General features: G+C 59.2%; 22 protein-coding genes and 1 pseudogene. 12 read left to right on the plus strand and 11 right to left on the minus strand.

Translation table 11 applies throughout. The features are described 5' to 3' along the window. The 4 genes from FVF58_RS46950 to FVF58_RS46965 form a co-directional block, all read left to right on the plus strand. The coding region (locus FVF58_RS46950) for an electron transfer flavoprotein-ubiquinone oxidoreductase (RefSeq protein ID WP_149676362.1) at nt 1–979 on the plus strand (979 nt) is incomplete at its 5' end. A gap of 132 nt (nt 980–1,111) precedes the next feature. Next, nucleotides 1,112–2,002, plus strand: a complete 891-nt coding sequence (locus FVF58_RS46955) for a fumarylacetoacetate hydrolase family protein (protein WP_246217536.1) — start codon at nt 1,112–1,114, stop codon at nt 2,000–2,002. Nucleotides 2,003–2,044: 42 nt separating this feature from the next. Continuing rightward, entirely contained in the window at nt 2,045–3,010 is a 966-nt protein-coding gene (locus FVF58_RS46960) for a C-terminal binding protein (RefSeq protein ID WP_149676364.1), read from the plus strand. 142 nt (nt 3,011–3,152) lie between these two features. Further along, nucleotides 3,153–4,190 carry an aminoglycoside phosphotransferase family protein gene (locus FVF58_RS46965; RefSeq protein WP_246217537.1) on the plus strand — a complete coding sequence of 346 codons (1,038 nt, stop codon included), beginning with the start codon at nt 3,153–3,155 and terminating at the stop codon, nt 4,188–4,190. An 80-nt stretch (nt 4,191–4,270) separates the two neighbouring features. Here the strand turns inward: FVF58_RS46965 and FVF58_RS46970 are convergent, their stop codons facing one another. Continuing rightward, entirely contained in the window at nt 4,271–5,209 is a 939-nt protein-coding gene (locus FVF58_RS46970; protein ID WP_149676365.1) for a LysR substrate-binding domain-containing protein, read from the minus strand. 125 nt (nt 5,210–5,334) lie between these two features. Here FVF58_RS46970 and FVF58_RS46975 point away from each other — a divergent pair, with 125 nt between their 5' ends. The 4 genes from FVF58_RS46975 (at nt 5,335) to FVF58_RS46990 (ending at nt 9,814) form a co-directional block, all read left to right on the plus strand. Then, nucleotides 5,335–6,522: an acyl-CoA dehydrogenase gene (locus FVF58_RS46975; RefSeq protein WP_149676366.1), complete on the plus strand. Its 1,188-nt coding sequence runs from the start codon at nt 5,335–5,337 to the stop codon at nt 6,520–6,522. An 11-nt stretch (nt 6,523–6,533) separates the two neighbouring features. Beyond that, nucleotides 6,534–7,766 carry a CaiB/BaiF CoA transferase family protein gene (locus FVF58_RS46980; protein WP_149676367.1) on the plus strand — a complete coding sequence of 411 codons (1,233 nt, stop codon included), beginning with the start codon at nt 6,534–6,536 and terminating at the stop codon, nt 7,764–7,766. Between the two features lie 205 nt (nt 7,767–7,971). Then, nucleotides 7,972–8,403, plus strand: coding sequence for a DUF3331 domain-containing protein (locus FVF58_RS46985; protein ID WP_149676368.1), 432 nt, complete (start codon nt 7,972–7,974; stop codon nt 8,401–8,403). Between the two features lie 469 nt (nt 8,404–8,872). Beyond that, nucleotides 8,873–9,814, plus strand: a complete 942-nt coding sequence (locus FVF58_RS46990) for a LysR substrate-binding domain-containing protein (RefSeq protein ID WP_149676369.1) — start codon at nt 8,873–8,875, stop codon at nt 9,812–9,814. 51 nt (nt 9,815–9,865) lie between these two features. On the opposite strand, the gene FVF58_RS46995 is transcribed toward FVF58_RS46990, so the two are convergent. The 9 genes from FVF58_RS46995 to FVF58_RS47040 all read right to left on the minus strand — a co-directional run bounded on the left by FVF58_RS46995 (nt 9,866) and on the right by FVF58_RS47040 (nt 19,304). Continuing rightward, entirely contained in the window at nt 9,866–10,201 is a 336-nt protein-coding gene (locus FVF58_RS46995; protein WP_149676370.1) for a DUF4148 domain-containing protein, read from the minus strand. Between the two features lie 1,313 nt (nt 10,202–11,514). Continuing rightward, complete coding sequence (locus tag FVF58_RS47000; protein ID WP_149676371.1) at nt 11,515–12,684, minus strand: porin; 1,170 nt, start codon at nt 12,682–12,684, stop codon at nt 11,515–11,517. Nucleotides 12,685–12,743: 59 nt separating this feature from the next. Next, nucleotides 12,744–13,328 carry a cytochrome b gene (locus FVF58_RS47005; protein WP_149676372.1) on the minus strand — a complete coding sequence of 195 codons (585 nt, stop codon included), beginning with the start codon at nt 13,326–13,328 and terminating at the stop codon, nt 12,744–12,746. 96 nt (nt 13,329–13,424) lie between these two features. Further along, nucleotides 13,425–14,534, minus strand: coding sequence for an alcohol dehydrogenase catalytic domain-containing protein (locus tag FVF58_RS47010; RefSeq protein ID WP_149676373.1), 1,110 nt, complete (start codon nt 14,532–14,534; stop codon nt 13,425–13,427). A gap of 221 nt (nt 14,535–14,755) precedes the next feature. Further along, complete coding sequence (locus tag FVF58_RS47015) at nt 14,756–15,160, minus strand: carboxymuconolactone decarboxylase family protein (RefSeq protein ID WP_246217539.1); 405 nt, start codon at nt 15,158–15,160, stop codon at nt 14,756–14,758. Between the two features lie 143 nt (nt 15,161–15,303). Further along, nucleotides 15,304–16,317: a VOC family protein gene (locus tag FVF58_RS47020; RefSeq protein WP_149676375.1), complete on the minus strand. Its 1,014-nt coding sequence runs from the start codon at nt 16,315–16,317 to the stop codon at nt 15,304–15,306. Between the two features lie 368 nt (nt 16,318–16,685). Continuing rightward, nucleotides 16,686–17,972: a phosphopyruvate hydratase gene (eno, locus tag FVF58_RS47030; protein WP_149676377.1), complete on the minus strand. Its 1,287-nt coding sequence runs from the start codon at nt 17,970–17,972 to the stop codon at nt 16,686–16,688. 98 nt (nt 17,973–18,070) lie between these two features. Then, nucleotides 18,071–18,649: a cupin domain-containing protein gene (locus tag FVF58_RS47035; protein ID WP_149676378.1), complete on the minus strand. Its 579-nt coding sequence runs from the start codon at nt 18,647–18,649 to the stop codon at nt 18,071–18,073. Nucleotides 18,650–18,923: 274 nt separating this feature from the next. Next, nucleotides 18,924–19,304, minus strand: a complete 381-nt coding sequence (locus FVF58_RS47040; RefSeq protein WP_149676379.1) for a hypothetical protein — start codon at nt 19,302–19,304, stop codon at nt 18,924–18,926. Between the two features lie 55 nt (nt 19,305–19,359). On the opposite strand from FVF58_RS47040, the gene FVF58_RS47045 reads away from it, so the two are divergent. Both FVF58_RS47045 and FVF58_RS47050 read left to right on the plus strand, forming a co-directional pair. Next, nucleotides 19,360–20,145: a fumarylacetoacetate hydrolase family protein gene (locus tag FVF58_RS47045; RefSeq protein ID WP_149676380.1), complete on the plus strand. Its 786-nt coding sequence runs from the start codon at nt 19,360–19,362 to the stop codon at nt 20,143–20,145. A gap of 213 nt (nt 20,146–20,358) precedes the next feature. After that, nucleotides 20,359–20,655 carry a DUF4148 domain-containing protein gene (locus tag FVF58_RS47050; protein WP_149676381.1) on the plus strand — a complete coding sequence of 99 codons (297 nt, stop codon included), beginning with the start codon at nt 20,359–20,361 and terminating at the stop codon, nt 20,653–20,655. A 710-nt stretch (nt 20,656–21,365) separates the two neighbouring features. On the opposite strand, the pseudogene FVF58_RS47055 reads toward FVF58_RS47050, so the two are convergent. Further along, nucleotides 21,366–21,971, minus strand: a pseudogene (locus FVF58_RS47055) (sigma 54-interacting transcriptional regulator); the annotation flags it as partial. A gap of 284 nt (nt 21,972–22,255) precedes the next feature. Here FVF58_RS47055 and FVF58_RS47060 point away from each other — a divergent pair. Then, complete coding sequence (locus tag FVF58_RS47060; protein ID WP_149676391.1) at nt 22,256–22,864, plus strand: TetR/AcrR family transcriptional regulator; 609 nt, start codon at nt 22,256–22,258, stop codon at nt 22,862–22,864. A gap of 118 nt (nt 22,865–22,982) precedes the next feature. Next, a complete protein-coding gene (locus FVF58_RS47065) occupies nt 22,983–23,792 on the plus strand; it encodes an oxidoreductase (protein WP_149676382.1) in 810 nt (269 codons plus the stop codon). Nucleotides 23,793–23,839 lie beyond the last annotated feature (47 nt).

The following is a 23,839-nucleotide window of genomic DNA, read 5'->3' on the forward strand; positions in this document are numbered from 1 at the left end:
TCCCGCGAAGCACAAGCCGGGTCTGGTGATGCATACCGCCGGCTGGCCGCTGGAAAACGACACCTACGGTGGCTCGTTCCTCTATCACTTGGATAACAACCAGGTGGTGGTCGGCTTCGTCGTTGGGCTCGGCTACACGAACCCATATCTGTCGCCGTTCGAGGAGTTCCAGCGCTACAAGACGCATCCGGCGATCCGCGCGATCCTGGAAGGCGGCAAGCGCGTGTCGTATGGCGCGCGGGCGATCACGGCGGGCGGCCTGATGTCGCTGCCGAAGCTGGTGTTCCCGGGTGGCGCGCTGGTCGGCGACGATGCGGGCTTCCTGAATGCGTCGCGGATCAAGGGTTCGCATGCGGCGATCAAGACCGGCATGCTCGCGGCCGAAGCCGCGTTCGACGCGGTGCAGACTGGACGTCAGTCCGATGAACTCACCGCCTATCCGGAGAGCTTCAAGACTTCGTGGCTGCACAGCGAGCTGCATCGCGCGCGCAACTTCAAGCAGTGGATGAGCAAGGGGCTGTATCTCGGCACGCTGATGGTCGGCATCGAGCAGAAGCTGCTGGGCGGCAACGTGCCGTGGACGCTGCATCATCAGCATTCGGACCACGAGATGCTCAGGCCCGCTTCGCAGTGCAAGCCGATCACGTATCCGAAGCCGGATGGCAAGCTGACGTTCGGCCGTTTGTCTTCGGTGTTCATCTCGAATACGAACCACGAAGAGAATCAGCCGGCGCACCTGACGCTGAAAGACCCGTCGGTGCCGGTCAGCGTGAACAGGCAGACCTATGCGGGTCCGGAATCGCGTTACTGCCCGGCAGCGGTGTACGAGTTCGTCAAGAACGACGACGGCAGCGAACGCCTGGTGATCAACGCGCAGAACTGCGTGCATTGCAAGACCTGCGACATCAAGGACCCGACGCAGAACATCGTGTGGGTCACGCCAGAAGGTGGCGGCGGGCCGAACTACCCGAATATGTGAGCTACGGGTATCGCTAGTCAGCATACCTCACCAACGCGTTATAGATGTGACCTATTCATGTTCCCCGTACTAGTCAATATTTCTACCGCCGCGTGCGCTCCTTTTCCGGCTCTGCTCCTGGAAAACCGGGTGATGGCATTGACGTACTGGCGCTCCGCCGGCCTGCGGGGAACCGGTTCGATGGCGGAGTTTCTCGATGAGTGGGCCGTCAACTCGGACATCCTCAGGCAGCTATGCCGTGCGGAATCCACACTGGACATCCTCGCAAAACACGGCGCTGATCATATTCCGTTCGAACTGCACGAGCCTGTCGCACCGCGGCAGGTCTACTGCACGATCGGAAACTATCGCAGCCAGATCGTTCAGTCCGCAGTCGACGCAGACAATGGGCGAAGCTTCGATGACAAGCGCGATGCAGCGCTGGCGGTCATCGAAACGCGTCGCCGCGAAGGTGCGCCCTACGTATGCCTGAAGGGAGCTGCCTGCGTATCCGGCCCGCATGAGACGCTGTCTGTCGAGGCAGGCATGTCCACGCTCGACTGGGAAGCCGAAATCGGAGTCGTCATGGGTCGCGCCGCTCACAATGTCGACGTAGAACATGCACTTGATTACGTTGCAGGCTACTGCGTGGTTAATGACATCACGCTACGCGAGCGCGTGTTCCGGCAAGACGCGCCAACACTCGGGACCGACTGGTTGCAGTCCAAGTCCCGGCGAGGCTGGTTGCCAACAGGTCCGTGGCTCGTGCCCGCGTGGGAGATCGATGATCCGGCGGTGCTTCGCCCCTGGCTACGCCTTAACGGCGACTTGATGCAGGACGGCATTGCAAGTGACATGATTTTCAGCATTGCTGAACAGATCGCTTATCTGTCGACCCAGACACCGCTAAAGCCCGGAGACCTGATCTGTACCGGAACACCCGCTGGAATTGGCAGTCACTACCGCCGGTATCTACGTGCGGGAGACGTCGTGCAAGCGGGAGTACACGGCTTGGGATCTCAACGGGTTTTATGCACGGACTGAGTCATACCGCTTTTTGACACTGTGGGAAGGAGGAGAAAAACCATGTCTGCTACCGTATTGCTTACTGATTACGCCTGGCCGGATGATGCGATTGAGCGCCGCGTCATCGAATCTGCCGGCTTCCAGCTCATCACGGGGCCGGCCTCGCCTGCATCAGAGTCCGAAATCGATGCGCTGGTCGAACAACACCAGCCCGATGCCATCATGACCTGTTGGGCAAAGGTGTCGTCCGCAGCGATTCGCGCCAGCGCCGGAATCAAGGTCGTGGCCCGGCTTGGCGTAGGCCTCGATAACATTGCAGTGCAGACTGCCACCGAACGTGGTATCTGGGTAACCAACGTGCCGGACTATTGCGTTGCGGAGGTATCCGACCATGCCGTGGGCTTCGCTCTCGCCTGGACCCGTGGGCTCATCAGCTTTGACCGCGAGGTCCGGTCGGGGAGATGGAACCCGGCCGGAGCAAATCTCAAACGGCTCGCAGACATGACCTGCGGAATCATCGGCTACGGCCGCATCGGTCACGCAACCGCCTCCAAGCTGAACGCCTTTGGATGTCGCGTTCTTTCCCATACGCTGTATCCTCCCGCAGATATTCCAAACGTTCAGTTCGTCGGACTGGAAGACCTGATGTCGGAAAGCGACATTGTCATCGTGCACGCGCCGCTCACCGACTCTACGTTTCATCTGATCAACCGCTCCAGCCTTGCGCTAATGAAACCAGGCGGTCTGCTGATCAACGTGAGCCGGGGAGGCATCGTGGATACGGACGCTGTAGTCGAGGCGCTGCAGACAGGACAACTGTCAGGCGCCGCGCTGGATGTGCTCGAGATGGAGCCCAATGTGCCCGAAGCGCTTCTGTCGACCGGTGGCGCCATGCTGACTCCCCACGTCGCGTTTTCGTCAGACGCCTCCCTCGCTGAACTGCGCCGGCGCGCAGCGGAGGAAGTAGTTCGTGTGCTGGCGGGTGGGCTGCCCGAACACCCGTGCAACCAGCCTCAGCGCGCATAGGTGCGCCGAACCGGCGAGCGGTGAAACTTAACAAACTGCACTATTCGAATAAGACTGCGATTGCAGCCACATCCATGGCCCCGGAGAAGCATGCCACGGCCCTCGACATCGCAACGTAGCTCTGGTTATCTGCTGAGGCAACATGAAATCTTCCGCAACAAACGCTCTTCCTGATGCCGAGTACACGGCGCTCATCACCTTCCTTGTCTCTCATGGGCAAATGGAGGCCAGTGAAGAGCCGTGGTGCAGCCGGTTGACCGGTGGCGTGTCATCGGACATCTGGAAAGTCGAGCTGCCTCGCCGTACGCTCTGCGTCAAACGTGCGTTGGGCAAGCTGAACGTCGCAGCAGAATGGGAGGCCCCGCTAACACGCAATGCCTATGAGTGGGCATGGCTGCAATTCGCCGCGGAGCAGGCTCCTGAGAACGTCCCACAGCCGATCGCAAGGGACGCAGACGCCGGACTTTTCGCAATGTCTTTCCTGCCCCCGGCGCTTTATCCCGTCTGGAAGACCCAGTTGATGGCTGGCCATGTGCAGGCGTCTGTAGCAGGTGAGGTTGGCAACCTCCTCGCCCGGCTGCATGGGGCCAGCGCAGCTCGCCCGGAACTCGAAGCAAGGTTCGATTCGGTTGAGAACTTCTACGCGCTTCGCCTCGAACCCTATCTCGTTGCAACTGCGGCGAGGAACGTCGACGTAGCCGAGGTGCTACTGGCAATTGCACAGCGCACCCGTGACACGCGCCTTGCTCTGGTTCATGGAGACGTAAGCCCGAAGAATATCCTTGTCGGCCCCAATGGCCCCGTATTCCTTGACGCCGAGTGCGCATGGTATGGAGACCCCGCTTTCGACCTGGCCTTCTGCCTCAATCACCTATTGCTGAAATGCCTCGCGCTCCCTGATGCATGTGATGCCCTTATCGGCTGCTTCACGACGTTGGCCGATCACTATCTTCGAAAGGTCAGTTGGGAACCGGCCGTTGAGCTCGAAGCGCGCGCGGCGAGTCTCCTGCCTGCCCTGATGTTAGCCCGTGTCGACGGCAAGTCGCCTGTCGAATACATCACCCGTGACGAACACAAACGTCTGGTCCGCGTCACAGCGCGCGGTTTCCTGCATGAACCCGCCGCCAGGTTGATGGATATTGCAGACGCCTGGCGCGCCGCATTGGCACCGACGTCCTGAATCGCTGTGCCGCAGCGCAGAGCCCCTGCTCTGCGCTGCGCCGCTGTACCTGTTCGCTGGCACATGCATCGGGCGGAGCGTCAGAGTTCGCCAGCCGGTTGATCTGACATAACCGCGCTGCCTGAATCAACATAGTGCATAGCTTGCGTAACGAGCCACGTTCTGAATGCCATCAATGCTCCGTCTTCAGATCTCTCGTCTGGAAGAATAAGAAAATATGGGCGATCGCTTGGATGAGTCCGGCCTCCGATAATGGTCAGTTGCCCTTCGGTGAGTTCCGTCTCGATCAGCAATCGAGGAATAAGAGCGAGACCCATACCCTGTATCGCCGCTTCCGCGTGCATCGAAAACAGCTCCAGCCGCGGACCTGTCATATCACCTTCGATCTGCAAGCCCTGCAAGGCGAACCACTGCCGCCACGCGTAGGGACGAGTACTCTGCTGCAATAGCGTGTACTTCCACCAGTCCTCTTCCGGAATCTCCGCGCCCGGTGCGATCAGACGCGGACTGCATACCGCCACCAAGTCCTCATTCATCAGAAAGTACCGGCTGGTTCCTGGCCAAGGCGAACGCCCGGGATGGATCGCCGCATCGAAAGCGCTCTCCGAAAAGAGGAATGGCCGCGTCTGCGCAGAAAAGTTGATCGTTATCCCGGGATGCAGAGCCGCAAATAGCGGCAAACGCGGGAGCAGCCATTTAGTGGCAAACGTCGGCACCACCGCGAGTTCAAGAGCGCCGCGCGCACCACCCTTCGCCATCAGGTTCAACGTGTCCCGTTCCACTTCATCGAGCCGTTGCCGGACCTGACGGCTATACGTCAGGCCAGCCTCCGTCAGATACACACCTCGTTGCGTGCGGCGGAAGAGCCTGACGCCGAGAAAATCCTCGAGTGCCGCAATCTGGCGACACACAGCGCTCTGCGTGACCGCGAGTTCGTCGGCTGCTTTGGTGAAACTCTGATGGGTGGCAGCAGACTCGAACATCGCGAGTGCTGTGGTGCTAGGAATTCTTCGTCGCATGCGTGGTGCCGATATCGGTGGTCCGGAGTACAGGTTTTGCACAGGTGAGTGCATTTAAATTGGTTGTACAGAACTTATCCAATGCTTACCCTACCTGATCCATAGCTATTGCAGAGAGACCTGTCATGACTTTATCGCACAACCGCGTCGCATTCCAATGGGAAGATCCCCTGCTTCTCAACGAACAGTTGGACGCAGAGGAACGAATGGTGCGCGACTCCGCCCGCGCCTATTGTCAGGAACAGCTTGCGCCTCGCGTATTGCAGGCCTTCCGCAATGAACAGACGGACCCAGGGATTTTTCGCGAGATGGGTGCACTCGGCTTGCTGGGCTCTACCATCCCCGCAGCCTATGGTGGAGCAGACATGAACTACGTTTGCTACGGCCTGGTGGCGCGCGAAGTCGAGGCGGTCGATTCCGGCTACCGCTCGATGATGAGCGTGCAAAGCTCGCTCGTGATGGTACCAATCAACGAGTTCGGCAACGAGTCTACAAAGCAGAAGTATTTGCCCGGACTGGCCAGCGGCGAATTGATCGGTTGCTCCGGCCTGACAGAGCCCAATCACGGTTCGGACCCCGGCAGCATGATTAGCCGGGCGAAAAGGGTCGCGGGTGGCTACTCGCTGACCGGCGCGAAGATGTGGATCACGAATAGCCCGATTGCCGACGTGTTCGTCGTGTGGGCAAAGGATGACGAGGGCGCCATTCGTGGCTTCGTGCTGGAGAAAGGCTGGAAGGGACTCTCTGCACCGGCTATCCACGGCAAGGTCGGGCTGCGCGCCAGCATCACTGGCGAGATCGTGATGGACGAAGTGTTTTGCCCTGAAGAAAACGCTTTTCCGGATGTGCGCGGCCTGAAGGGCCCGTTCACCTGTCTGAACTCCGCCCGCTATGGCATCGCGTGGGGTGCGCTAGGCGCCGCGGAAGACTGTTTTCAGCGGGCGCGTCAGTATGTACTCGATCGCAAACAGTTCGGCAAGCCGCTGGCCGCCAACCAGCTGATCCAGAAGAAGCTGGCAGACATGATGACCGATATCACGCTCGGTTTACAGGGCTGTCTGCGTCTGGGCCGCATGAAAGACGAAGGCACGGCGGCCGTCGAAATTACCTCGATCATGAAGCGCAACAGCTGCGGCAACGCGCTCGACATCGCCCGGATCGCTCGCGACATCATGGGTGGCAATGGCATCAGCGATGAATTCGGCGTGGCACGGCATCTCGTCAATCTCGAAGTCGTGAACACGTACGAAGGAACCCACGACATTCATGCGCTGATACTCGGTCGGGCGATCACGAGCATCGCCGCTTTCTAGTCGGCACGATCATGACAAACTCCAACGAAGCGCTGTCAGGTCTCCGGGTCCTTGACCTGTCGCGCGTATTGGCCGGACCGTGGGCGGGTCAGCTATTAGCGGACCTGGGCGCGGATGTCGTCAAGGTCGAACGCCCGAACACGGGCGACGATACCCGGGCCTGGGGGCCGCCGTGGCTTGAAGATACAGAAGGACGCTCAAGCGGCCAGTCGGCTTACTATCTCAGCGCGAACCGGAACAAGCGGTCCATTACCGTCGACATCGCACACCCTGAAGGCCAGCAACTTATCCGGAGACTGGCCAGGGATGCCGATGTGGTCATTGAGAACTTCAAGGTCGACGGGCTTCGTCAGTACGAGCTCGACTATGAGAGCCTTTCGGCGATCAATCCGCGTCTCGTCTATTGCTCCGTCACCGGTTTTGGCCAGACAGGGCCATCTTCCTCACGCGCAGGATATGACTTCCTTATCCAGGGCATGGGCGGCCTGATGAGTATCACTGGTCGCCCGGACGGCGAAGAAGGTGCTGGGCCGCTCAAGGTTGGCGTCGCGTTGACCGATGTGATGACAGGCCTTTACGCGACCGTGGCGGTACTCAGCGCACTTGCTGCTCGCCACAAGACGGGCCGCGGGCAGCACATTGACGTCGCATTGCTGGATGTCCAGATCGCGTCGCTCGCCAACCAGGCGTCCAACTATCTGGTCGGTGGAAGCGCGCCCACACGCATGGGAAACGCCCACCCCAACATCGTGCCCTATCAGGACTTTCCGACCGCGGACGGTTACATGATCATCGCCGTTGGTAACGATCGGCAGTTCGCCAGTTTCTGCAATGCATTGGGCCATTCCGAGTGGGCCGGAGACCAGCGTTTCGCCACGAATCCCGCGCGCGTCAAGAATCGAACACGGTTAGTCGCCTGGATCAACCGTGTCACAGTAGAACGGCCAACCTCCGAATGGGTCAGTCTGATGGAGATCGCCGGCGTCCCCTGCGGCCCGATAAATACTCTCGACAGAGTCTTCGACGATCCACAGGTCAAGGCGCGCGCAATGAGAATAGAGATGGCTCACTCCGTTGCCGGAACGGTTCCGCTCGTTGCAAATCCGATCCGGATGTCAGAAACCCCGGTGTCCTATCGTCGAGCGCCTCCAACATTGGGCGAACACACCTCCGAAGTACTGCAATCCTGGTTGGGCATGGGAGAAGACGAAGTTCAGGCACTGTGCGAACTCGGCGTCGTCTAGCACATAAGGTAAGCACGGCATCGGCCGCTATTCCCGGTTCGATGCGTGCTTCGCGATTGCCCCGGATGTACGCCTCTCCCAATCCCTGCAATCTTTTGACGAACACGCCCCGCAAGCCCAAACAGCTTCGGCTTGCTTCACCTCCGCTCGATCTCGACCAGGCTAGGGTCCACAGGCGAGCGACAGGCGTGGAGGGAATCAGACTATGAACAACAAGCAGCGCCAGATGGCCAAGCAAGATGTTTCCCCCTGGCGACAAACCGTTGACCTGTTGGTGAAACTCACCGCACCCCGAAGAATCAGGAATTCCGTTGGCACCGCCATCGCGGTTGCACCCAGAACGACCGGGCCGGTCGAGATCCGCCATTACGCTATTGAAGAAGTTCACGTTACTGTCCTCGATCGCCCCACCTCGCTAACCGCAATCATCGCCTGGCGCGACCCGACAGAATGCAGATATGGCGAACAGCGATGGCGCGGCGGAGTAGCCCGCTCCAAGGGAACGTGTGCGCTGACCGGACGCGCAATCAAACGGGGCGACGCGATCTATCGTCCGCAACGAAGAGTTCCGCCGCCGGTCAATGCCGGTGCTATGATTCTGTCTGACGCGGTACAAGCGGTCCCGCGAATGCGCTGACAATCGGCGTGGAGTCAAGTCTCCGTGAGCGTTGACCGTCTTGCGATAACTCGAACGGCGGTACTTGCGCACCGCGCGCCTTGCCGTCGATGCGGGTCAAGTCAATAGCCCCTGTAGCTGGCACCTCTCGGGTCTGGTCGGCATCTGCCTGGATGACTCTTTCATCGATGGCCAGGCGCGGACCGCGACGTTGAGCTCTCAAGCCATTAGAGGATGAATGCATTCCGGTTTCGATGCGACGCTGCCGCAAATTCCGCGATGGCGCCTGGCACCGTTGCCCGCCTGTTATCGCCTGATGAGGTAGATCACCTCATTGTCTGCGCTGCCGACGTTGACAGGTTAAGAACCGGGCGTTCAACGGACCAGCGGCACTTTGCTTACCGGCTGGCAGTGGTGAGCCGTCGTTCGAGCCGCGGCGCACATGGAGAGTCTGTCACGTCGCTCGATGAACCCCGCACGGCTTATGGATATGGACACACTTCAATGTATGCGCATTTTTGCGAAGGTCGCGGCAGAAGGTGGCTTCGCGGCGGCCGCGCGCAAGCTCAATCTGACGACATCAGTGACGTCACGGGCCGTCTCCTATCTCGAGAGTCATCTTGGTTCCCGATTGCTGCACAGGACCACGAGGAACATTGCGTTGACAGAGGCAGGCGAGCGGTATCTGCATCAATGCCGGCAGATCCTCGCCAGCATCGATGAGGCGGAAGCAGAAGCTAACTCGGCGCGACAGCATCCGTCGGGGTGCTTGCGCGTGCATGCGCTATCGAGCTTCGGACATCACCTTGTGGTGCCCGCCGTGTTGCGATATCAGGAGCAGTTCGACTCCCTCAGAGTCGAACTCACGTTGTCCGGCACGCTGCCGGACATGCTGGAAGAGGGCTATGACGTATCGATCGTCGTGGCGCCAGGGCTGCCAGACTCGGAGCAGGTCAGCGTCAGACTGGGCAGTATCCCGGGCATCATCTGCGCTTCACCTCGATACGTGGCGGACCATGGCGAACCCAAGACTCCGGAAGACTTGCGGACTCACCATTGTCTTCAGCTTGCAACGCCGGTGTTTCCGTTCAACAAGTGGATGTTTAGCGGGTCTGATGTCCCCTTCGCCGTCGACATTGGTGCCCCCCGCTATGCCGTGAATGTCATCGAAGCGCTTGAACCCGCCGTCAGGAGCGGGCTCGGGATCGGCATTCTGCCAGCGGGAGTGGCGCTACCCGGATTGAGCTCCGGCTCACTTGTCAGGGTTCTCCGCGGCTATGACGTTCAGCCCGTTGTCGCCCACGCGTTGTATCAATCGCGGCGGTTCGTGGACGCTAAGATTCGTACGTGGATCGCGTTCCTTCGCGAAGACTTGCCGGCGACCTTCGAGGCGGACAATCGTGCGCTTGCCGCTATTGAGGCGGCATCCTGATCGCCGCTCTTCGCTCTCTTCTGCAGCGGATACAAGCGACGGGTCGGCGATTTAGTCGCCGATGTACAGCGAGTCGGAGTTTTCGAGGTAAAGCGACTTCGCGTGACCCGCTGCTGCTCGCGACCCCGCTTCGATGGAACCCGTAACCTTGCCGCCGTACGCTGTGGAAACGGTGCTGCCGCCTTGTGCTCCAACATGCGCTTCCGCCGCCATCAAGCTGGAGGGATAGTCGATGTCGCTGCCGGCGGGCGAATATCCAAATCGTTCGAGTTGGGCGATTTCTCCCTTGACTTGTGCCCGCGTGACGGGCGCGCGCTCCTGCGCGAATGCAACAACTGGCGCCGTGACGGCAACTGCGATAACGATGACCTGCATCAGCGATTTCATGATGACCGACCTTTTGGGTTGACTGCGATATCCGTTACCGGAAGATTTGCTACGACCGATAAGTGCAGTGTAGTGAGGTGGGTCATTAGGGTGAATACCTATGACTTGTAAAGGACTGTTGCCTGCTACGGCGGTAATCGCCCCGGACTCACGCGCGGGCTCCGACGCGCCGCCGCGGCATGGAAATCGACCATCACCGACCCAACATGTTGGCCGGAACGCGGTAGAAAACCCGGTCGGCAGGCAGCTGATCGTAAGAACTCCAGAGCAAGCTCGCCGGTTTTGGCTGATGAACTGTCAGCCCGGTTTCACTTTAATCCATGAGCAGCACGAAAAATCAGTGTGAAGACCCGACGTGGCGAACATGAAAACGTCATTGGCGAGTTCGCGGATAATGCCATCCCTGCCCGACGACATCGCCTCGCGGGGCAGCCTTCGTACAAATGGCGCGAGATTTCAGTCCCGATCTGTTCGCCCGGCAGTCTGACGCAGCGCTCAATCGCTCAGGTCATTGATCGACGCTGTCCGGCAGCAAGGCTCCGACTCTGCAGACCCACAGGGCGAGGCTGATCAGCTCGTTCGCGTCGCCATTGGAACTCGAGTCGCCAAGGCAGTTCGGCACGTTCGAGTCGCTTCGAGGTTGCGGACACTTCCCGACATTGGCGCGACCAGAGACGAAGATGCTGCATTTTGTCGAAGGTGGGGACTGCGAGCGAGCTCGGACGCTTTCGGCTTCCGTGGTGCATGCCTGCGACGAGCGGTCGGCTAACCTTCGAGACCGGACAACAGGACACGCTCGATCTATCGTGTACTGGTGCGCGGCATCAACTGTTATGTGCCAGGAGCCACGAGCATGCCGGTCGAACACCGCCAATAGCGCGCGAAGACCGGACGGATGCACTCAGGTTAATTGCCCGCCATCGCGGCATGGCTGCACATCGAACGGAACCGGATGCATGCTGTGCATACGTCGTCAGTGCAGCGCGAAGCGACACATCCGATGATGCGCCAGCGCGGACAACTGGAGAAGGAGGTGCTGTAGCATCACGGTCTCACCCCACGCGGCATCCGTGGGAACGTGACTGTAACGGCGCGTGCCGGTTCCGCTGAAACCGTATGAGCGGTGGCTGGGCAACCAGCGCACGCGCTGCTACCTGAGCTGGCTGAGTCGTTTTTGCGTCACCGGCGCGATAGTGCTTCCACCAGCAGACTCAGGGTACGCAACTGGATCGCCACTGTCGACGCATTGTGATCGTCGCCGGGAAGCAGTCGATCTACCTGTCCAGCGACTGCTCACCGTTTCCAAAAGATCTTCAGAACCGTACGCGAAGCCCCGCACTCGTGAGGAACTGCTTACCGGACGCCGACGGTCCGCCACTACCGCCGATGAACGCACCACTAAAGATCGTTCCCGCAGCTCCGGTAACACGCTGATACTCGGCCATCAGATAGACATCCGTACGCTTGGAAAGCGAATACGCAGTCATCAGATTGAACTGATTCCACTTTGGCCTCGCATTGGCCGATGCATTGGAGTACGTCCCATCAGTGAACGTATACGATGCAGCAACCAGCCACGCAGGGGTAATCAGGTATCGAATGTTTGCTTCATAGTTGTTAAAGGTCAGATCGGTAGGCGATCCAGTGGGCACCGGAAAGAGTGTGCTGCCACGGTACACTGCGGTCGTATCGTTATAGCGGGAGTGACTCCAGACCAGCCCTAGAGTGGCCGCACCGATCACATACGCTCCGCCGACGCCCCAGACCTGTTGACGGGCCGCATGAAACGTTGCATCGCCTGACGTAGAAGAACCGTCGAGTGCACCCGTCGCGCCATCTCCCGGATTGTCTATTCGCATGTACGCAGCACTCAGGGTGATCGGCCCTCTGTTGTAGCTCGCCCCAGCACTGAACGCCCGATTATCCGCAAAATCGCCCGCCTTGTTGGAGAAGGCGTACAAGCTGCCGAACTTCAGCCCGCTGAAATCGGCGCTAGCAAATTTTACGGCGTTGTTGAGCCGGAAGAAATCTCCGAAGTTATCGTTGTCCATTGGATGCATGAATTCCAGTCCACCGACGAAACTTTGCGCGAGACTTCGGGGCGCAAGGTAGTCGACCACCGAATCGTATTGGCGTCCGAGCGTGACAGCACCGTAGGGATTGGACAGGCCCACCCATGCCTGCCGACCGAACAGGCGCCCGCCTTGCTGAAGACCGCCGTTGGTTCCTGTAAAGCCGTTTTCCAGCTTGAAGATGGCCTGGAGGCCACCGCCCAGATCCTCGTTACCTGTCAGCCCCCAGCGGTTGCCGACGATGTTTCCGGAGGAAGCAAATACATTACTTCGACCTGCGCCAGTTGCCGTGCGCTGATTGCTTACATACGAAACGCCATTGTCGATCAGTCCGTAAAGCGTCACTGAGCTTTGGGCCTGAGCCGCAGCGCATATGCAACCACTGACCGCAAGTGCGAGTTGCCGTTTCATTCGTTGTCTCCTGGTACTTATCATGTCGACTTTGTTTGAATGGGTATTACGCTTTGCTTCTAATGGGAAATGCGGCGCTGTTTCTCCTGTGCATCGTGTTGACCTCGGCTCAAACGCGGCAGCATTGACGTGAGCGAATCACTCCGATCGAAAAAGTGATGCTTCAGCGCCATGAGCACATGTCCACATACGAGAATTGCAATGGCGTAGGCGAACGAAATATGGATCTGCTTGAGCATCGGCGACAGACTCGGCGTTTTCGCCATCAGAGGCGGAAGATTGAACAGGCCGGCGACCGGAATCTTGTAGCCGGCAGCGGAACTCCACAGCCAACCCGAGAGTGGCAGCGCGACCATGCAGATGTAAAGCAGCAGATGCCCCACCCGCGCCGCCAAGCGCTCCAGCGAGGGCACATCGTACGCTGCCGCAGGAGCACCGTGGATGAGCCGCCAGGGGATACGCGCAGCCAGCAGGAACAGAGTGACTGTCGCAATTGACTTGTGCAGCATGATGCTATCGGCCTGGATCTTCTGCGGCAGACTGAGCGTACTGGAGTAATAGCCAGCGACCCATGCTGTGATGATCGCAACGGCCATCGCCCAATGGAGCGCCTTTGCGACGGACGTGTATTGCCTCCTTTCCATTTCTATCTCCTTTCGTCATCCTAATTTATATGCGTGTTGTTATTCTCTTCAGTTCCTGCTGGACGATGGCAAATCCAGCAGGAAGCAGGTCGATATTTAGGGAATCACGACGTAGTTGCTGAACCCGCCGTCGCGGTCCTTCAGTCCTGAAATCGCTTCGTTGACGTCCGCAAGCGGGAAGCGGCGGGTCTCCAGGTATGAGAGATCGATGGTGCGCGTACGCACCATCTCAGCCATCTCCTGTCCTTGCGCCGCCGTAAACCAGTTCGACCCGATTAACTGGACCTGTTCGTCCATCAGCCACTTCACGTCAATGGGCAGATCCTCCGCAACCCCACCCACATTGACTACCTTTCCGCCGCGCCTCACGCCTTTCATCGAATCAAGCATGGTCGAGGCAGGTGCCTTTGCTCCTAGCGCACTGATGACGAAATCTGCGCCCTCCCCGCCGGTCAGCGATTTCGCCCATTCGCCAGTGGATCTTTCGCCGAGCTGGACCACCTCGATGCGATCGGGGGCAAGTGCTTTCACACGTTGCAACAGGCGCTCATCCCGGCCGGTGCCAAGGATTCGTGAAAGTCCCATCACAAGGCCCAGCACCGTAGACGCGACTCCCAGCGTTCCGGTAATACCGTCGATCAGTGCGACCTGGCCCGGCCCGGCGCCGGCATTCTTCAGTGCTCCATACGACGTACCCAGATAGCCGAATCTGCCCGCCTGCTCAAAGGTCAGGTTATCGGGAATGTTGACGATCGCGTACTCCGGCGCCGTCATGTACTCCGAGAAACCGCCGTACGGATACAGATCAAAGATTTTCTGGCCATCACGGCTCGTACTGAAATAGCCATTGAGCGTAAAGTACCGGCAGTGGCTTCGATGGCCGGCCCGGCAAGCCGAACACGAACCACACGAACGCAACGGACTAACGTAGACGCGATCGCCGGGCTTCGCGTTAATGACGGCCTCACCGACCTCCTCGATCACGCCAGCCGGGTCCAGCCCGAAAATGGCGGGAAACTTCGGCAACGGCTGGTGCGGGAACCACGTCATCCAGTTGTTAATCACATTCGCCATGTTAGGAACGATGCCGCAGGCTTTGACCCGCACCAGCACATCGTTAGGGCGCGGCTTTGGCACAGGAATCGTGTCCAGTGTCATCGGTGTACCAAGAGCGTGCAGCCGGGCTGCAACCATCGTTTTTTCCATACTAACCTCTTGCTAATGAATCAAATTGCGCACGGGCAGTGCATAATGCGGGGCCAGCCAGCGCTGTTGTTTGGGGCCCACGACCGGCGTCGCGCGCACGCCTCCTTCTGTGGCGTCGACGGGCTTTCACTACTCGAAGGTCCGACCGATCACGCGAACGACTGACAACCGACCTCAAACCTGGTTGGTCGCTGAGCTGGAACGGGTTCACTCCGAACGGATCAGCGGTACCCCTCCTCGAGCTCGATGTCGAGCGCGCCCATGATCCGCACCCCCGAGTTGTACCAGGCAACTGTCAACACAAGCTCGATGAGCTGACGCTCGGGAAGGAAAGCGGCCACCGCATCCCATGTCCGCGCGCTGACGTTCACCAGGCGCGTGGACTCGTCCGCGAACGCCATGACAGCACGTTCATGCCCATCAAAGAGCGGCGACTGCGCATAGTCAGCAATTGCCTTCAGCTGCTCTTCGCTGATACCCGCCTTCAGACCGTGTGATTGGTGGTGTGCAATTTCATACACCGACGCCGTGCAATGTCCGACAGTCAGGATCGCAAGTTCGCGAAGCTTCGGGCTCAGCTCCGATGCGCGCAGCGCATTGGCGTACGACAGGAACTGGTCCAGCACTAGAGGCGCGTTCGCGAGCGCGCTGAAGATGTTGGCCGTTGGGACCTTCCGCTCGCTTTCCAGCCTGTCGAAAAGCGCCTGATCAACGCCGCTGTCCGAGCGACGAAGGTATTTGACTCGTGCCATTCTTAGCGGTCCTTTTCCTATACGTTGTCTTTTCCCGAAAGCTGTTTCTGCACATAGCTTTCGAGCGTTTCAGGGTTGGGTTTTTGCACAGCCGGGATGAGCGGGACTCCCTCAAATTTCGTCGCTTCGAAGTACCAGCGAGTCGGCGCGGGGAGCCCCCAGCGAACACTCGTGCTCAATGAGCCAGCATCCCAACGCACCGGCTCGATTTCGGTGTCGATCGTTTGATAGTGACTATTGAAGATTTCGATGCGGTGCCCGTCGGGATCGCGCAGATAGACAAAGAGCATTCCGCCCGGGCCGTGGCGTCCGGGCCCGCGCTCGACCTCGGTGCCGTACCCGTAGATGCCTGCAAAGTCACATGCATCAAATATATTGTGCGACTCCGAAACGGTATAGGCGAAGTGATGCAGACAAGGCCCTTCGTTTTCAACGATCGCCAGATCGAGGCACGTGCCCTTGCGGTACATGAACGCGCCAAGCAGCTTGTCTCCATGTGCCAGATACTCGGAATTCCGGAAGCCCAACCGGCTGTAGAACTCGCAGAGCGCGTAGGCGTCGGGGGCGAAGATCTGCACGTGATCGAGCCGCTGGGCATGAGCGCCCTTGAAGATTTCGCGGTTCAGGTACTGGCGCTCGCGGGTTTCCATCGTCGCGCAGAGTTCGATCTTCGTGCCGATTGGATCGGACACATGGAGCGTTCTGCCCTGATGCGCGACATCGACCCAGTCCGCGGGCAGTCCCTCAGACTTGAAAAACTCGTACGCGAGATCCAGATCATCTTCAAAAAACACGCGAAAACCCAGCCGCTTGCACGTCGCGTCGCCGCTACTCTGCACTAGCACGAGGCTATGGTGACAGGCCTCCGCCAGCCCGCGCAGATAACAGGTCTGGTCATCCTCGTCTGAAACGATCAGACCAATAACGTTGACATAAAACTCGCGGCTCTTCGCCAGGTCGGCGACGTGCAGCACCACATGGCTCGTGCGGGTGATGTTAAACGGCGGCCGAAGATCGACGGGTGGCAGCATACGAACCTCTATGATTTGAATTGGAAGAACTGCGCTAACGTTAGCATTAGACTAGGATTGAAACGAAATATTGTCAATCAGGGCGCGCCAAAATGATGCTTACGTTTGCACGCTATAGGACCAACTGCGGGGCAGCAGTGAGATTACCGCAACCATGCAGCGTTTTGACGGACATTTCGATGTCCACATCGAATCCTGCAGCGTGCGAAGCAACGACGTGCTGTTTGACGCCCCGCGCAAGCTTCCCGATACCCCTAACAGCCTCAGGTCTGACATTGACAATGCCTCTTTTCTCGACTGCTTCGCGTGGGGCGTGACGTTAACGACGGCGCCTTGCGAGAGCTTCCATCATGCAGGTGCGACGGTGTTCAGCGATGCAATGGCAAAGCGGACCAGCCACTGAAGACAGCCTGCGCGCCGAGCGATTCCTCGATTCTCAGCACCTCATTCCATTTCGCCATGCGCTCTGAGCGGGAAAAGGAGCCAACCTTGAGCTGGCCAGCATTCCAGCCGACGCTCAGATGCGCGATTGTCACGTCTTCTGTCTCGCCGGAACGCGCGGAGACAATCGTGCCAAAACCGGCCTTTTTGCCTGCTACGAGCGCCTCATGTGCCTCGGTGATCGTTCCGGCCTGGTTCGGTTTGATCAGAACCGCGTTGGCGTGGCCTGCGGCGGCGGCGCCGGCCACGCGATCGGCATTCGTCACGAGAAAGTCGTCGCCAATAATCTGACAGCTGCTGCCGTACTCCTGAGCAAAAATACCGAATCCCGCTGGATCGTCCTCTGCCAATGGATCCTCGATCGAGAGAATTGGATAGTTGGCCAGCCAGCCGCCAAGCATCTTCACCATCCCGTCCGTGTCAAGGGTACGCCCGTCCAGTGCAAGCCTGTAGTTTCCATCGCGACCAAACTCCGACGCTGCAATGTCCAGCGAAATGCCGACGTCCACGCCAGGTCGCAGGCCTGCTTCGCTGATCGCGGCAAGCACCGCATCAAGCGCTTCTTCATTGCAGTCAAATGCGGGCCAGTAGCCGCCCTCGTCAGCAACACCCTGCAATTTGCCGGCCTTTTTCATCAGCGCGCCCGCGGCGCGGTAAATCTCAGCGGTCCAGTCCAGTGCTTCGCTGAAGCTGCGCGCCCCCGGGCACATCACCATGAAGTCCTGAACGTCAACCCGGCGCGACGCATGGGCGCCGCCCCCGAAGATCTGGATTTCAGGAAGCGGGATACGTACGGCCTGATCACCGGCAAGATACTGCCAGATGGGTTTGCGTTCAGCAGCGGCCGCAGCGTGCAGGACCGCCATCGAGGTTGCGACGAGGGCGTTGCCGCCCAGCCTCCCGCGGTTCGCCGTACCGTCCAGTTCCACCATGGCATTGTCGATTGCCGCCTGGTGCCGGGCATCCCGCCCGGCCAGCAGATCCGCAATGTCGCCGTTGACTGAAGCGACAGCACTCCTCACATCCAGACCGCCAAAAGACTCGCCCCCATCTCGAAGATCCAGCGCCTCGCCGCTGCCCGTTGATGCGCCGGCAGGCGCAATCGCGCGCCCCGTCGCGCCACATGCGAGCGTCACCTCCGCTTCGACTGTGGGGCGGCCGCGCGAATCCCACACACGACGGCCGTGCACGCGGGCAATTGTTGTATCGGTCATAAACAGTCTCCAGTTGTTGACCCGGTTGCTTGAGAAATCGAAGCTGGCGTTGCGTTGGTGGGAGAATTGCACCCCATTCGCGCCGCCACGCTCCGGCGCTATCTGCTTGCGACGCGCTGCGCGCCAATTAGCACGAAAGCCACGGTTGCCGTCTTCGTACTCCTATTCCTCCACGCGTGTCGTGTGCCGTTCTGGACGATGAGATCGTGTTGCCTGAGTTGGGTGACGCGCCCGTCGTCGAGCTCCAGCCAGATCTCACCGTCGAGAATGATCCCGTAGTCAATGCTGGGCGTCATGTGCATCCCATCCGACTCGAAGAGTTCAGCCAGGCCCGGGCTGATTTTTGCGTTTTCTTCGGCGGCAGCGCGCGGATCAAAATCGGTCGATGCAAATACACTGTCAGGAGGAAAAGTAACGACGAGGAAGCGGGTTTCGCCGGCGCCCGGGGTCATGCTGCGCACAGCCCCCGTAGGATCCACCCCATCAAACGGCAACAACGCGGTCGCCGGCGTCGCCCAGATGAGACGCGACACCATGCCCGGGATGTGCCGGAACGCGTCGGAGCGTGGGGGAATGCCATCGAGAACCACGTGTGCGGAGCCGTCCGGAAAGTTGCCCGTCACTACGCGCCGGATGCCGACCGGCAGCCCGCCGGCAATTTGCGATTCATTTTCCATCGTTGTCTCCATTTCATGCTGTAGCCGAAGATACCGCCTCGATTCTGCAGACGCTACGGCCGGCGGCACATCCCGGCCTTGACGTGATACCTGTGTCGACCGATCCTGTCGCTTCGGATACGCCTCGAGCAACGCGAGCTGAAGCGCAGTGGCGCACAAGCAGGACATCCGCGCAGCGATGTATCGCGTCCAGCCCCGCACAACAATCGTCACGACTCCCGCACGAACTCAAGCCGCATCGACCAGTTTGACATGGCCCCCAAGGGGCTCACGCTCAATCTGCCCGCCTCAGCGCCGGCCACGCACCGTTGCGCAAATTCGCCAGTACATAGTCGCGGAAGACAACAGTACTTTGCGGGTCAAGCGGTGCGAGTCGGATGGCCCGAATATCCGGCAGATGAAGCAGCAGCGAGCATGCGCCACGCACGAATGCGAAACCCGACGCAGAGTCGACCAGCAGGTGAATGGTCACGGCGCGCCACTCCTCGCCCAGCTCAAAATCCAGATCGTGCGCCAGAGGCCATGCGTGCAGCCGCCTGATCTCCAAAGTCGATGGGTCATGTTCGGAATTAATTGAAATGCTAACGTTCGCATCAGTTTGCAGCGATCGCATCTCAATGTCAACAGGTTCACTGCCAACAATCTGGATTGACACGGAGGGTTCTTAAGGCTAACGTTAGCATTCAATCACTTGGGCGTGTAGATCCACTATGAAAATCATTCGCTATCTGGCCGATGGTCGCGCTTACTACGGAATCGCTGGCAACGAAGGAAGAATCGAGCGACTGCTTGGCACGTCGCTACGGGACCCCCAGCCTAGCGGCCATGTGGACAATCTCCATTCTGTGCGGGTGCTGACTCCAATCGAGCGGCCAAGAGTATTCGGCCTGGGGTACAACTACCGCGCACACTCGCAGGAGGTAGGCAAGACAAGTCCCACGATCCCGGTGCTTTTCATGAAGCCGAGCACTACCGTTATCGGTCCCGGTGATTCGATTGTCTACCCGCTCGAAGGACAGAATATCCATTTCGAAGGAGAGCTGACTGTCGTGATCGGCAAGGAAGCGCGTCATGTAGCTGAGGCGGACGCACTCGGATATGTGCTCGGTTATACCTGTGGCAATGATGTGAGCGACCGGGTTCTGCAGCGCCGTGAAAGCGAGTTTGGCTGCCTGCTGGTTGGCAAGGGTTACGACACGTTCGCACCTATCGGCCCAGTCATTGAAACGGCGCTTGACCCTTCCAGCCTGAGCATCGTTACCCGCGTAAACGGTGAAGTGCGACAGAACGGAAACACCGCGGATCTGGTTTTCAGCGTTCCGCAGATCATCGCCTACCTCAGCAAATACATGACGCTGCTTCCTGGTGACCTGATCATGACCGGAACGCCAGCCGGTGTGGGCCCCATCGAAGTTGGTGACACGATCGAAGTGGAAATCGAGGGGATCGGTATCCTTCGCAACGATGTGGTATCTGCCGTACCGGTGCAGTCTTGAGTCCGCCTGGAAGCGACAATCTTCACGGCATTTCGGCAGCAATCCAGACTGCCTCGCCGTCCGTTCAATGCCCCCCCCACAAGGGTCTCTAACCAGTTCCAGTCTTTTTGCAGCACTTCAGCACGCCCATCTGAATTCATTTAGCGAACATCGAGGCGCTGAAAGGGGCTGGCGACATAACAGCACTATCTATCACACTCCAGGAGAACTGAGATGCAGGTAAAGTCAACCGTATGGGTAGGAGCGCTTTTAGCAGCCTCGCTGCCGATAATGGTATTCGCGCAGGACCAGCCGATCAGCACGCCGGCTCCCGTGACGAAAGCACAGGCCAAAGCAGCAAGAAAGGCACAAAGCAAACAGGCCCGCGAGGCCAAGAATGCCGAACTCAAGAAGCTCGAGCAGAACGGATATGGTCCGCAGGCTGCCCCGCAGGATTACCCGCAGAACCTGATTCGAGCGGAACGGAAGGCTGGCAATCAGGATGCGGCCTCCTCGCCTCCCCCGCGCTGAATTTTGCATGGCCGCAAAATTCGCGGGCATCATGCCGTTCTCCAGTTGCGCTGACGCGCATCGATTGCAAGACCGACAATCTGGACTCCAGCCTTATCGGGCGCGGGGCTGCAGTTCCTGTTTCGCTTGCAATTGCTGAGAACATGGCCAGCACAATTAGCGAACGTCAACAAGTGGTGACAAATTTTCTTTGTTCGGCGCCAGTCGTAGACCAAAGCAGAAGCGTCACCGCTTCAACAACAAAAGTGGCAACGCGCCCGGAGACCGCTAAATACCTTGGGGGCAACGACTTTCACACTTCCGCGAATAAAGGCAACTTACACCAGTATCGGGATCGACGGAATCAATGCGTTTTACGAACCTATCCCATCTGCGCATCTAGATTTTGGATACGCTGCTGTCGTTAAAGTGGCATGAATGTCGAGTTGCCACCTATGCCCGACGCGCTTCTGCTTGAACTCAGCGCTGTTATTGCGACACTGGAAGTGATTCGCAGAGCCAAGGGTTTCACACCCGTCACGGAAGGGTGCAGTGAATTGGGCAGGGAAGCGACGAGGCTCTATGCGATGTTTGACGCCGTTCGCGTCGCTTCAAAGCAGACGTTCGTTCTTCGCGATGTGCGGTCGAACGTTCCGCGAGATGATGGAGCTCTCAACGCCAGAACTCAAGGAGACCTGCTGATGGTGCTCGTTCTATTGTCTGATCGAGTCTCACCCGTCGAGTCCTTCGCTTTGCGCGGCTCCCGCCGAAAGCTTCAATTGACGCACCTTGTGATACAGCGTCTTTTTCGGCATTCCCAGTTCCGCGCTGGCCTCAGCGATATTTCCATTGTGCCGCCGCAGCATATCCTCGATCAGCATGTGCTCGAAATGTGAAAGTTGCTCCGCAAGCGTTCCGCTCTTGATTCGCTGACTGCCGTTCGGCAACAGACATCCGCCACCGAGACCAAGCACAAATCGGTCTGCGACGTTCTGCAGTTCCCGCACATTGCCCGGCCACTGATGCGACATCAGCTCGGAAACCTGCGATGCAGACACAATCGGAGCTGACTGTCCGAAACGAAGTGCGGCAGCGAGCACAAAGTGCTCGAATAGCAGCGGTACGTCTTCACGACGTTCGCGCAAAGGCGGCAATTCGATCTGCGCGACGTTCAGCCGATACAGCAAGTCGGCGCGGAAACGTCCGTCTGTCGAAAGCTCTGCGAGATCCGCCTTCGACGCAGCGACAATCCGGCAATCGACCGCGACCTCCTCGTTCGCGCCCAAGCGCTCGATTCGCCGTTCCTGCAATACTCGCAGCATCTTGATCTGCAACGCTCACACCCGACCCCTATCCGCCGTTCGATGCCGCGTAGCCTACACGTCCGCGTCCGAGGTAAAGCGGCCACGCCAGGGTAAGCCCAACGAGGAACCGTCAGTGCCTGTCCTTGCGGATGTTAGCCAGGAAGCGCGCGATGGTCATACCTGCCAAGACTGCCGACATGAAAAACCGAGCTCGGGATCGGTGTCTTGACGAGAGTTGCGCACGCTGGCGCTGCCTGCTGGAAGCCTTGCTCTCTATCGAGATTGCTCCCGCCCAACAAATTGTGTCGAAGTGGTATATGATGAGCATCATGCGAAAATCACCATTCGATCAGAAAAATGCCAGCCGTAAGGAAATCACGCACGAGCGCATCGTCGAGGTTGCCGCGCGCGCGATTCGGCGCAGCGGCTACGCCGGGACGGGAGTGGCCGACATCATGAAGGAGGCCGGTCTGACGCACGGCGGCTTCTACGCGCACTTTCCATCGCGCGAGGTGCTGCTTGCCGAAGCGGCTGACCGCGCCGGTGCTGAGGCCGTGGCCCTGTCGGAGCAGATCGCCGCATCCGTGCCGCCGGAGCAGGCATTGCCGTCGATGGTGCGCGCCTATCTGTCGAAGGAGCACCGTGAAGCCATAGAGACGGGCTGCCCGGTTTCCGCCCTTGGCTCGGAGATGCCGCGCCAGGCGCCGGTCGTGCGGCGCGCGGCCACCCGCCGCATCAAGGAGATGATCGATGTCGTTGCGCGCCAATTGCCCGATTGGGGCCAACCGGGCGCGCATGAGCAGGCACTAATGACCGTCGCGACCATGGTCGGCACACTAGTGCTGGCGCGCGCCGTCGACGACCCCAAGCTGTCGGACAGTTTTCTTGAAGCCGCATTGAAAAAATTCGCGTCCACTGATGAGTAAATCCGCGTACCTTGCGTGCGCTTTTGACGGACCAAAAATATGATGATCATCATATTTAAGGCAAGATGAATGCTCGACCAAAGACCTGTAGACCATTTCTCACTCCCCGAAGGACATCATGAAAACCGGAATAGCGCTCGTTACAGGTGCCTCTTCAGGCATCGGTGAAGCCACGGCAACCCGCCTTGCGGAAGCCGGATACAAGGTCTACGGCACTAGCCGGCGCGGTGCGTTAGCGGGCCAGCGGAGGTTCGAGATGTTGCCGCTGGACGTGACTAGCGACGAATCAGTCGTAGCAGCCGTCAAGGAGGTGCTGCGCCTACACGGCCGCATCGATCTCCTGGTAAACAACGCCGGCTTCGGGGTCGCCCCCGCCGCCGCGGAAGAGAGTTCGCTTGACCAGGCCCGTGCGATCTTCGATACGAACTTCTTCGGGATCATCCGCATGACGCGTGCCGTGCTGCCCCATATGCGACAACAAGGTCGCGGCCGCATCATCAACATCGGCTCCGTGCTGGGTTTCTTACCGATGCCCTATATGGCGCTGTATTCCGCCACCAAGCATGCGGTGGCAGGCTATTCAGAGTCGCTCGATCATGAGTTACGTACGATGGGCATCCGGGTATCGGTCATTGAGCCTGCCTACATCAAAACGCCTTTCGACGCGAACTTCATGGCCCCTGACGCCCCGCTTGACGCGTACCACGAGGTGCGCGCGGATGTGGACAGGAGAGTCAAGGAGGTGGTCGAGAATGCCGACGGCCCTGAGGTTGTGGCCGAAACCGTATTGCAGGCGGCGCTCGCGGCTCGCCCGAGACTCCGCTATGCAACGGGCGGCGTCGCCGGACGTCTGCGATTGCTGCGCAGATTTGCGCCTGCGGGCCTGGTGGACGCCGGCATTCGCAAAGATCTGCGGCTCGCAACGTAGAGCTGTTACCTCACGCAACAAGAAACCGACAAGGAACAAAGAACCAT

It is taken from the genome of Paraburkholderia panacisoli (genome assembly GCF_008369935.1).
Classification (GTDB): domain Bacteria; phylum Pseudomonadota; class Gammaproteobacteria; order Burkholderiales; family Burkholderiaceae; genus Paraburkholderia; species Paraburkholderia panacisoli.

What these genes read in the sequence shown, in the direction of transcription:
- FVF58_RS46960 (WP_149676364.1), top strand. Translation starts at nt 2,045, where the DNA reads ATGTCTGCTACCGTATTGCTTACTGATTACGCCTGGCCGGATGATGCG.
- FVF58_RS46965 (WP_246217537.1), top strand. Translation starts at nt 3,153, where the DNA reads ATGAAATCTTCCGCAACAAACGCTCTTCCTGATGCCGAGTACACGGCG.
- FVF58_RS46955 (WP_246217536.1), top strand. Translation starts at nt 1,112, where the DNA reads ATGGCATTGACGTACTGGCGCTCCGCCGGCCTGCGGGGAACCGGTTCG.
- FVF58_RS47020 (WP_149676375.1), bottom strand. Translation starts at nt 16,317, where the DNA reads ATGCTGCCACCCGTCGATCTTCGGCCGCCGTTTAACATCACCCGCACG.
- FVF58_RS47010 (WP_149676373.1), bottom strand. Translation starts at nt 14,534, where the DNA reads ATGGAAAAAACGATGGTTGCAGCCCGGCTGCACGCTCTTGGTACACCG.
- FVF58_RS46975 (WP_149676366.1), top strand. Translation starts at nt 5,335, where the DNA reads ATGACTTTATCGCACAACCGCGTCGCATTCCAATGGGAAGATCCCCTG.
- FVF58_RS47060 (WP_149676391.1), top strand. Translation starts at nt 22,256, where the DNA reads ATGATGAGCATCATGCGAAAATCACCATTCGATCAGAAAAATGCCAGC.
- eno (WP_149676377.1), bottom strand. Translation starts at nt 17,972, where the DNA reads ATGACCGATACAACAATTGCCCGCGTGCACGGCCGTCGTGTGTGGGAT.
- FVF58_RS47065 (WP_149676382.1), top strand. Translation starts at nt 22,983, where the DNA reads ATGAAAACCGGAATAGCGCTCGTTACAGGTGCCTCTTCAGGCATCGGT.
- FVF58_RS47050 (WP_149676381.1), top strand. Translation starts at nt 20,359, where the DNA reads ATGCAGGTAAAGTCAACCGTATGGGTAGGAGCGCTTTTAGCAGCCTCG.
- FVF58_RS47000 (WP_149676371.1), bottom strand. Translation starts at nt 12,684, where the DNA reads ATGAAACGGCAACTCGCACTTGCGGTCAGTGGTTGCATATGCGCTGCG.
- FVF58_RS46970 (WP_149676365.1), bottom strand. Translation starts at nt 5,209, where the DNA reads ATGCGACGAAGAATTCCTAGCACCACAGCACTCGCGATGTTCGAGTCT.
- FVF58_RS46990 (WP_149676369.1), top strand. Translation starts at nt 8,873, where the DNA reads ATGGACACACTTCAATGTATGCGCATTTTTGCGAAGGTCGCGGCAGAA.
- FVF58_RS46985 (WP_149676368.1), top strand. Translation starts at nt 7,972, where the DNA reads ATGAACAACAAGCAGCGCCAGATGGCCAAGCAAGATGTTTCCCCCTGG.
- FVF58_RS46980 (WP_149676367.1), top strand. Translation starts at nt 6,534, where the DNA reads ATGACAAACTCCAACGAAGCGCTGTCAGGTCTCCGGGTCCTTGACCTG.
- FVF58_RS46995 (WP_149676370.1), bottom strand. Translation starts at nt 10,201, where the DNA reads ATGAAATCGCTGATGCAGGTCATCGTTATCGCAGTTGCCGTCACGGCG.
- FVF58_RS47045 (WP_149676380.1), top strand. Translation starts at nt 19,360, where the DNA reads ATGAAAATCATTCGCTATCTGGCCGATGGTCGCGCTTACTACGGAATC.
- FVF58_RS47005 (WP_149676372.1), bottom strand. Translation starts at nt 13,328, where the DNA reads ATGGAAAGGAGGCAATACACGTCCGTCGCAAAGGCGCTCCATTGGGCG.
- FVF58_RS47035 (WP_149676378.1), bottom strand. Translation starts at nt 18,649, where the DNA reads ATGGAAAATGAATCGCAAATTGCCGGCGGGCTGCCGGTCGGCATCCGG.